Consider the following 7,184-nt stretch of genomic DNA (forward strand, 5'->3'; position numbering starts at 1 on the left):
CAGAATCAGGCAGGACGCAAAGCTACACAGGCAAGGTTTCAGTTTCATGGAGCCCACAAGACAGGCCCCTCAGCGGACGGCCCGGAGAACCCTCGTTCTGCTTGCTCACGCAGCCCTCTCCCCTGGCGCACCGCCTCTCCGGGGCGCATTCACCTAAACGTAATTCTCCCGAAACAGGGGAAACCCAGACTGGTGAGCCAACACGACACGCCCACCCTGGAGATTTCCCCTCATGCGCAAACTCAGCCTGATCGCGGCTGCCACCTCGGCCGTACTGCTCGCCGCCTGTGGCAGCGACAGCAGCAACGACACCCCCAAGAACGTCATCTTCTTCCTCGGTGACGGCATGGGCATGACCACCCAGACCGCGGCGCGCATCTACAAGGTGGGTGAAGACGGCGAACTGACCATGGACACGCTGCCCGAAACGGCCTTCGTCCGCACCTACTCCAACAACGCCCAGGTCACCGACAGCGCGCCCTCGATGGCGGCCTACATGACCGGCGTCAAGATGAACAACGAAGTCATCTCCATGAGCGCCGAAACGTCCGCCTTCGACGCCACCGGCAAGGACTACCTCAGCGGCACCGACAGCACCTGTCCGGCCAGCGGCAACGGCAGCGCCGTCACCACCCTGCTCGAACTGGCCAAATCCGCCGGCCGCAGCACCGGCGCGGTGACCACCACCCGCGTCACCCACGCCACCCCGGCGGCCACCTACGCACACGTCTGTCACCGTGACGGCGAAAACACCATTGCCGCCCAGGCCGTGCCCGGCGGCGCCGGCTACAACAGCGCCCTCGGCGATGGCCTCGACGTGCTCCTCGGTGGCGGCCGCCAGTTCTTCCTGCCCACCGCTGCCGGTGGCAAGCGCACCGACGGTCGCGACCTGACCGCCGAGTTCGTGACCAAGGGCTACACCTACGTCGCCAACAAGACTCAGTTCGACGCCGCCGCGGCCAGCTCCACCAAGAAGCTCGTCGGCCTGTTCACCAGCAGCCACATGAGCTACGACATCGACCGCGACAGCAGCGTCGAGCCGAGCCTGGCCGAAATGACCGGCAAGGCCATCGACATCCTGGCCAAGAACGACAAGGGCTTCTTCCTGATGGTCGAAGGCGGCCGCATCGACCACGCCCTGCACGAAACCACCGCCAAAAAGGCCCTGCAGGACACCGTGGCCTTTGACGACGCCATCAAGACCGCCATCGACAAGATGAAGCTCAAGGATGCCGACCTGAAGAACACCCTGATCGTCGTCACCGCCGACCACGACCACACCCTGGTGCTCAACGGCTACGCCGCCCGCACCGGCAAGACCACCGACGCCAACCCCGGCGTCCTCGGCCTGCTCAAGAACTACGTCACCGGCGCCCTCGGTGCCGACGTGGATGGCAACCCCTTCACCATCATCGGCTTCGGCAACGGCGAGAACCGCCCCGCCACCCGCACCGCCCTTACCGACGCACAAGTGGCCGCCAAGACCTACCACCAGGAAGCCGCCATCCCCATGGGCGTCGGCAGCGAAACCCACGGCGGCACCGACGTCTTCCTCGGCGCCATCGGCCGCGGTGCCGACAAATTCACCGGTGTCATCACCAACACCGAAGTCTTCAACCTGATCCGCCAGTCGGTCGGCCTGTAATCCGGAGCGCCACCCCATGAAAACCCAACTCAAGCTCTGCGCCGCCGCCCTTGCCCTCGTCGGTGCCACCTCCGCCTTCGCCGCCGGCGAAGCCACCAACGTCATCTTCTTCCTCGGCGACGGCATGGGCCCCACCACCGTCACCGCCAGCCGCATCTACAAGTACGGCGAAGCCGGCCAGCTGACCATGGAGTCCCTGAAGCGCACCGCGCGCATCAAGACCTACTCCCTAGACGGCCAGACCACCGACTCCGCCCCGTCGATGGCCGCCTACATGACCGGCGTCAAGATGCGCAACGAAGTCATCTCCATGAGCGCCGAAACCGTGGCCCGCGACAGCGCCAACAAGAGCTACACCAGCGGCGCCGACAGCACCTGCCCGGCCGGTAACGGCAGCGCCGTCACCACCCTGCTCGAACTGGCCAAGAAGGCCGGCAAGTCGGTGGGTGCCGTCACCACCACCACGGTCACCCACGCCACCCCGGCGGCCACCTACGCCCACATCTGCAACCGCAACGGCGAGAACGCCATTGCCGCCCAGGCCGTGCCCGGCGGCGCCGGCTACAACAGCGCCCTCGGCAACGGTGTGGACGTGCTGCTGGGTGGCGGCACCGACCACTTCCTGCCCACCAGCCTCGGCGGCAAGCGCACCGACGGCCGCGACCTGACCGCCGAACTCAAGGCCCAGGGCTACACCTACGTCAATAGCGGCACCGCCTTCAAGGCGGTGGACACGGCCGCCACCAGCAAACTGGTCGGCCTGTTCAACAAGTCCCTGCTCAACTACGAGCTTGACCGCGCCAAAACCGCCAACGCCATCGACGAGCCCAGCCTCGCCGACATGACCGAAAAGGCCATCAAGCTCCTGCAGAAGAACGGCAAGGGCTTCTTCCTGATGGTGGAAGGCGGCCGCATCGACCACGCCCTGCACAACACCAACGCCAAGCGCGCCCTCGAAGACACCATCGCCTTCGACGACGCCATCAAGCGTGCCCTCGGTCTGGTGGACCTGAAGAACACCCTGGTCGTCGTCACCGCCGACCACGACCACACCATGACCATCAACGGCTACTCCCACAAGGGCAACAACATTCTGGGCAAGGTCACCGACATCAAGAAGACCACCGTCCAGAAGACCCCGGTGCTCGCCACCGCCGGTGACAGCCTGCCCTACACCGCCCTGGTGTTCGGCAACGGCGCCGTGCGCAACAGCACCCGCAGCGACCTGAGCAGCACCGACACCGCTGCCGACGACTACTACCAGGAAGTCGGCGTCAAGCTCGGTGCCGCCGGCGCCTACCCGGAAACCCACGGCGGCGGCGACGTCATGCTGTTCTCGTCCGGCGCCGGCAGTGCCGGCTTCAAGGGCACCCTCGACAACACCAAGGTCTTTGGCCTCGTCAAATCGGCCATGGGTCTCTGAGCGTTCAACCAGCCATCCAAGGGTCTGCCTGCAGCAGAAGTTAGTCCCTTTTTCGCCCGACCCTCACCGGTCGGGCTTTTTTTCATTCTCAACGAACCCGCCATGAAGAAAGCCCTTCTCCCCGCCCTCCTCGGCATCCTCCTGGCCACCCCGGCCCTCGCCGACGACCTCGCCGTGCGCGTCGAACACGAAATCACCACCCTCAGTGCCGATGGCGTCACCCGCGTCACCCGCTTTGGCGAGCGCCTCGTCCGCCGCGACACGCAAAGCTGGGTCGCCCGCATCCTGCCGGCCGGCGCCCACGCAGAAGCCGACCACAAGCACGCCGGCAAAGGCCACAAGCACATGGATCTCGCCTCTGCCGCCCGCTGGGTCGAGCAAGGCGCCGACGGCAAGCTGCGCGTACGCGTCGTCGACACCCACGAAAAGGTCATCGTCGAAATCACCCCCGTGGACTACGGCAACATCGGCTTCGACGGCAAATGGAGCACCGCCTCCCAGCTCCTCGACCCCGAGCAGATCAAGCGCATGAAGCCCTCCACCCGCAGCGCCCCGGCCGGTGCCCGCTGGTACGAAGGCGGCAGCCCGCAAGCCCGCGTGCAGGTCCTGTGGGACGAAAAGGCCCACTACCCGCGCCGCATCGAATCCGCCAACGCCGCCGGCACCAACCAGAGCACCCTCGTCGCCACCCGCGAAGCCATGCCCGCCGCCATGCCGTGGACGCGCCTCGCCGGCTACGAGAAAAAGGACTACGCCGACCTGCTCGACTGAGCCCCCACCTGCCTCCCGAGTGACGCAGGTCATATTCATTACGGATAGTTCACCCTACAATCCGGACCGCGCCAGCCATCCCATATGGCATGGCGCGGCCAACACACCACCGGATAACCAGGAGACCCATCCGTGACCCAGAACCTTGTTTCCCTGCACCTCACCGCAGCCGAAATCGCCGCCATCGAGGCCGCCCTCACCACCCTTGAAAACGCCTTCAAGCTCTTCATCGAACTGAGCGCCGACGACAAGCGCGGCCTTGCCCGCATGGGCGACAAATCCGAAGCCTTCTGCCGCCAGACCCTCATCGTGCTGGCCCAGAACCAGCAGATGCTCCCGCCCAGTTTTGATCTGGCCGAAGCCGAAAACGACCTCACCAGCCTCGACCAGCTGCGCCCCCTCATCGCCCGCCTGCGCCAGCTGATGGCCAAGGCCGACGACACCGAAACCGCCCTCGGCAGCGACATCCTCAGTGCCGCGCTCGAGGGTTACGCCTTTGCCAAGATCGCCGGCAAGGGCGCAGGGCTTGAAACGCTGCGTGAAGCCATGGCTTCACGGTATAGCCACAAACGTAAAACCAGGGCCGAACAAGCAGCCTGACCGGCTGCCGGGGGTTTTTTCTTCGGTGCCGAGGCTCGCAGGCCCGGCATCGAAGCCGGCCACCTCGAAACCGTCGCTTTTTCCCTCGGTCACGAAACAAAAAACGTCGCAAGCGAGGCTTTTGGCTTCGCTTGCGACGCTTGTTTGTTCGGCACCGACACGACGGGTTTCGACGACGAAGTAAAAAGCGTCGATACCGAACCCGGCAGGCTCGTGATCGACGCTATTTGCTTCGGTTGCACAATAAAAACCGTCGCTGGCGACGGTTTATGCGCAAACCCCGAGGGTAGGTCAGGCGGCAGTGGCCGACGGATGCGTGGCGGCCAGTTCTTCCTGCTCCCATTCCTTGACGGTGTCCGACAAAAGGCGGGCCTTCTCGTGGGCGTCCGGGGCGTGCTGATGCTCTTCCTGGAAAACTTCCAGGGCGTCGTGGCAGGCGGCGGCTTTGGTGGCGACGTGAGTGTGGGGCATGGGAATTTCTTTCGCGTTGAGTGAAGACAGTGCGCCAGGTTGCTGCAGCGCAACAACGGTCATTGTACGCACCCGAAAATCCCCTTCGCAAGGCTCGGCTTCACGCCTGCGCAACATTCCCCGGCTATCGTCCGCACCATCCCTTCCCTTCTCCCTGCCGCCATGCTCGCGGAATTCACGCAATCCCGCCTCTTCGCCCGCCCGCTCCACGCAGCAGCGCTCATTCTGGTCGCCGTCCAGCTCGCCGCCTGTTCACCCAGGCAGATGGTGGTGCACAGCGTGGCCGACGAGCTGGCCGCCCAGGGGCAGTCCAGCGAGGACGATCTCGACCTGGCCCGCGAGGCGAGCGCCTTCTACCTCAAGCTGTCCGAATCGGTACTGCGCCAGCAACCCGGGCACGCCGCGCTGGCAACGGCGGTAGCGGCCGGCTTCACCCAGTATGCCTACGCCTTCGTGGCCTTCGAGGCCGACCGCCTCGACGCGACCGACGCGAAGGCCGCCCAGCATTTGCGCGAGCGTGCCGCGCGCCTCTACCGGCGCGGACGCGACCATGCGCTGGCTGCGCTCGAAGCAGCCCGCCCCGGCTTCGGCCAGCAGCTCGCCAGCAACACGCCGGCCGACTGGCCAACGCTGGCGCGGGATCAGGTCGCCCTTGCCTACTGGGCGGCGGCAGCCTGGGGCGGGGCCATCTCTTTATCGAAGGACGACCCCGACGCGGTGGCCGACCTGCCGCTGGCCGTGCGCCTGGCCCGGCTGGCCTGGAATACGGACCCGGCCTTTGGCGACGGCAATCTGGCCGGGCTGATGGGTGCCTTCGAGGCATCCCGCCCCGGCGGCAGCCAGAAACAGGCGCTGGCGTATTTCGATGAGGCTGTGCGCCTGGGGGGCGGGCGCAGTGCCGGCGCCTTTGTCGGCAAGGCCGAGGGCATCGCCCAGCCGGCCGGCGACAAGGCGGCGTTTCTTGATCTGCTGCAACAGGCCGTCGCCGTGAAGGATGCGCAGGGCAGCCCGCTGGCCCTGTCGAACGAAGTGATGCGCCGCCGGGCGCGCTGGCTGATGGAGTCGGCCGACGACCTGTTTTGAAGCGCGGGGCCTTGTCGGACTGAAGTCCGACCCACAGAAGACTGCATTAAAGGAAAACACCATGTTCAGGATTGGCCGCCTCGCTGCCATCGCCCTCGGCCTGCTGGTCAGCGCCAACACTTTCGCCGCCCCTCAGTTGCGCATCGGCACCTTGGCGCCGAAGAATTCCCTCTATCACCGCCAGTTGATGGAGGTGGGCGAGGCCTGGCGCACCGCGCAGGGCGACGGCGCGAAATACGTGATCTACCCGGACGGCAGCCAGGGCGGCGAAACCGACATGGCCCGCCGCATGCGCATCGGCCAATTGCAGGGGGCCCTGCTGTCGGTGGTCGGGCTGCGCGAGATCGAGCCTTCGATTGCCGCGCTGCAGTCCATGCCGCTGCTGTTCCGCAGTTGGGACGAAGTGGATTACGTGCGCGACAAGATGCGCCCGGGGATGGAGAAGAAGTTCCTTGAAAAGGGCTTCGTGGTGCTGGCCTGGGGCGATGCGGGCTGGGTGCGCTTCTTCTCGAAGGAGTCGGCGGTGCGCCCGGATGACTACAAGAAGATGAAGTTCTTCGCCTGGGCCGGCGAGCATGAGCAGCAGGAAATCATGAAGAGCCTGGGCTACACGCCGGTGCCGCTGGAAACCAGTGACATCCTGCCCTCGATCCAGACCGGCATGATCAACGCGGTGCCGGCCACGCCCTACTTCGCGCTGGCCAGCCAGGTCTACAACACCGCGCCGCACATGCTCGACATCAACTGGGCGCCCATCGTCGGCGCGCTGGTGGTGACGAAGAAGAGCTGGGACGAAATGAGCCCGGCCACCCAGGAGGCCGTGCGCGCCGCCGGGCTGAAGGCCGGCGCCCAGATGCGCAGCAAGGCCCGCCAGGAAGTGGACGAAGCCGTCGAAGCCATGAAGAAGCGCGGCCTGCAGGTGCACACCCCGACACCGGAACAGATGAAGGAATGGACCGACCTGGCCGACAAGCTCTACCCGCGCATCCGCGGCAAGATGGTGCCGGCGGAAACCTTCGACGAAGTGTTCGTGCTGCTGAAAGCGTATCGGGCCGGCAAGCGCTGAGGCGCCTTCCCCTGACCAATCCGTGTTGTCGGACTGAAGTCCGACCCACAAAAACCTGACACGGTGGGGACTGCTCCTGTGGGTCGGACTTCAGTCCGACTTGCGCCACTCAACCCGTGTTGTCG

The 7,184-nt window shown here is 65.7% G+C and carries 7 protein-coding genes; 6 read left to right on the forward strand and 1 reads right to left on the reverse strand.

Going from position 1 to position 7,184, the window contains the following annotated elements; genetic code table 11:
* Positions 1–232: 232 nt before the first annotated feature.
* The 4 genes from ETQ85_RS13320 to ETQ85_RS13335 all read left to right on the forward strand — a co-directional run bounded on the left by ETQ85_RS13320 (position 233) and on the right by ETQ85_RS13335 (position 4,439).
* The gene (locus ETQ85_RS13320; protein ID WP_148579562.1) at positions 233–1,645 is read left to right on the forward strand and encodes an alkaline phosphatase; all 1,413 of its coding nucleotides are present in this window, start codon (positions 233–235) and stop codon (positions 1,643–1,645) included.
* Between the two features lie 16 nt (positions 1,646–1,661).
* Positions 1,662–3,068, forward strand: a complete 1,407-nt coding sequence (locus tag ETQ85_RS13325) for an alkaline phosphatase (RefSeq protein WP_148579563.1) — start codon at positions 1,662–1,664, stop codon at positions 3,066–3,068.
* Positions 3,069–3,170: 102 nt separating this feature from the next.
* Positions 3,171–3,839, forward strand: a complete 669-nt coding sequence (locus ETQ85_RS13330; protein WP_148579564.1) for a hypothetical protein — start codon at positions 3,171–3,173, stop codon at positions 3,837–3,839.
* 132 nt (positions 3,840–3,971) lie between these two features.
* Positions 3,972–4,439 carry a hypothetical protein gene (locus tag ETQ85_RS13335; RefSeq protein WP_148579565.1) on the forward strand — a complete coding sequence of 156 codons (468 nt, stop codon included), beginning with the start codon at positions 3,972–3,974 and terminating at the stop codon, positions 4,437–4,439.
* Positions 4,440–4,730: 291 nt separating this feature from the next.
* Here the strand turns inward: ETQ85_RS13335 and ETQ85_RS13340 are convergent, their stop codons facing one another.
* Complete coding sequence (locus tag ETQ85_RS13340; RefSeq protein ID WP_148579566.1) at positions 4,731–4,910, reverse strand: hypothetical protein; 180 nt, start codon at positions 4,908–4,910, stop codon at positions 4,731–4,733.
* Between the two features lie 162 nt (positions 4,911–5,072).
* Here ETQ85_RS13340 and ETQ85_RS13345 point away from each other — a divergent pair, with 162 nt between their 5' ends.
* Both ETQ85_RS13345 and ETQ85_RS13350 read left to right on the forward strand, forming a co-directional pair.
* Positions 5,073–5,993, forward strand: coding sequence for a TRAP transporter TatT component family protein (locus ETQ85_RS13345; protein ID WP_148579567.1), 921 nt, complete (start codon positions 5,073–5,075; stop codon positions 5,991–5,993).
* A gap of 61 nt (positions 5,994–6,054) precedes the next feature.
* Positions 6,055–7,059 carry a TRAP transporter substrate-binding protein gene (locus tag ETQ85_RS13350; RefSeq protein WP_148579568.1) on the forward strand — a complete coding sequence of 335 codons (1,005 nt, stop codon included), beginning with the start codon at positions 6,055–6,057 and terminating at the stop codon, positions 7,057–7,059.
* Positions 7,060–7,184: the final 125 nt, after the last annotated feature.

The sequence above is a fragment of the Zoogloea oleivorans genome (assembly GCF_008107625.1).
Taxonomy (GTDB): domain Bacteria; phylum Pseudomonadota; class Gammaproteobacteria; order Burkholderiales; family Rhodocyclaceae; genus Zoogloea; species Zoogloea oleivorans.

What these genes read in the sequence shown, in the direction of transcription:
- ETQ85_RS13320 (WP_148579562.1), top strand. Translation starts at nt 233, where the DNA reads ATGCGCAAACTCAGCCTGATCGCGGCTGCCACCTCGGCCGTACTGCTC.
- ETQ85_RS13325 (WP_148579563.1), top strand. Translation starts at nt 1,662, where the DNA reads ATGAAAACCCAACTCAAGCTCTGCGCCGCCGCCCTTGCCCTCGTCGGT.
- ETQ85_RS13350 (WP_148579568.1), top strand. Translation starts at nt 6,055, where the DNA reads ATGTTCAGGATTGGCCGCCTCGCTGCCATCGCCCTCGGCCTGCTGGTC.
- ETQ85_RS13345 (WP_148579567.1), top strand. Translation starts at nt 5,073, where the DNA reads ATGCTCGCGGAATTCACGCAATCCCGCCTCTTCGCCCGCCCGCTCCAC.
- ETQ85_RS13330 (WP_148579564.1), top strand. Translation starts at nt 3,171, where the DNA reads ATGAAGAAAGCCCTTCTCCCCGCCCTCCTCGGCATCCTCCTGGCCACC.
- ETQ85_RS13340 (WP_148579566.1), bottom strand. Translation starts at nt 4,910, where the DNA reads ATGCCCCACACTCACGTCGCCACCAAAGCCGCCGCCTGCCACGACGCC.